Annotated in this window: 1 protein-coding gene; it reads left to right on the forward strand. The window is 71.9% G+C overall.

Annotated features, from left to right (window positions below):
- Positions 1-45: 45 nt before the first annotated feature.
- Positions 46-1,166, forward strand: a 1,121-nt coding sequence (gene dxs, locus MFF61_RS33435) for a 1-deoxy-D-xylulose-5-phosphate synthase (protein ID WP_238242113.1), incomplete at its 3' end; no start/stop codon positions are given.

The raw sequence follows: 1,166 nt of genomic DNA on the forward strand, positions 1-1,166 counted from the left end.
CTCCCCCTCCTCGATCGGGTTCACGACGCGCGGGACCTTCGCGCGCTGCCGGAGAGCGACCTGCGCCAACTGGCCGACGAGCTGCGGGCCGAGACCATCGATGCCGTCTCGGTCACCGGCGGCCATCTCGGCGCGGGCCTCGGCGTGGTCGAACTCACGGTCGCGCTGCACCACGTCTTCAACACCCCCGAGGATCGCCTGATCTGGGACGTCGGCCACCAGGCCTACCCCCACAAGATCCTCACCGGACGCCGCGACCGCATCCGCACGCTGCGCCAGGGCGGCGGCCTCTCGGGCTTCACCAAGCGCACCGAGAGCCCCTACGATCCCTTCGGCGCCGCCCACTCCTCCACCTCCATCTCGGCCGGCCTCGGCATGGCGGTCGCCCGCGATCTCGCCGACGCCGCCGCCCGCGCCCGCGGCGAGACGCCTGAGCGGCGCAACGTGGTCGCCGTCATCGGCGACGGCTCGATCTCCGCCGGCATGGCCTACGAGGCCATGAACAACGCCGGCGCGCTGCGCTCGCGCCTGATCGTCATCCTCAACGACAACGACATGTCCATCGCGCCCCCGGTCGGCGCCATGTCGGCCTACCTCGCGCGCCTCGTCTCGGGCGACACCTACCGCTCACTGCGCGACACCGCCAAGACCTTCGGCCGGCTTCTGCCCAAGGCCCTCTACGACACCGCCGCGCGGGCCGAGGAATACGCCCGCGGCATCCTGGCGGGCGGCGGCACCCTGTTTGAGGAACTCGGCTTCCACTACGTCGGGCCGATCGACGGGCACAACCTCGACCACCTGCTGCCGGTGCTCAAGAACGTGCGCGACGCGCCCGAGGGCCCGGTGCTGGTGCACGTGGTGACCCAGAAGGGCAAGGGCTACGCCCCGGCCGAGGCCGCCGCCGACCGCGGCCACGCGGTGGTGAAGTTCGACGTGATCTCGGGCCAGCAGGTCAAGGCCAAGCCGAACGCGCCGAGCTACACCCGGGTGTTCGGCGAGAGCCTGATCAAGGCGGCGGATGCGGACGAGCGGGTGGTGGCGATCACCGCCGCGATGCCGTCGGGCACGGGGGTGGACCTGTTTGCCAAGGCGCATCCGGCGCGCACCTTCGACGTGGGCATCGCCGAGCAGCACGCGGTGACGTTCGCGGCCGGGATGGCGACGGA

This window comes from Methylobacterium isbiliense (assembly GCF_022179325.1).
Taxonomy (GTDB): Bacteria; Pseudomonadota; Alphaproteobacteria; order Rhizobiales; family Beijerinckiaceae; genus Methylobacterium; species Methylobacterium isbiliense.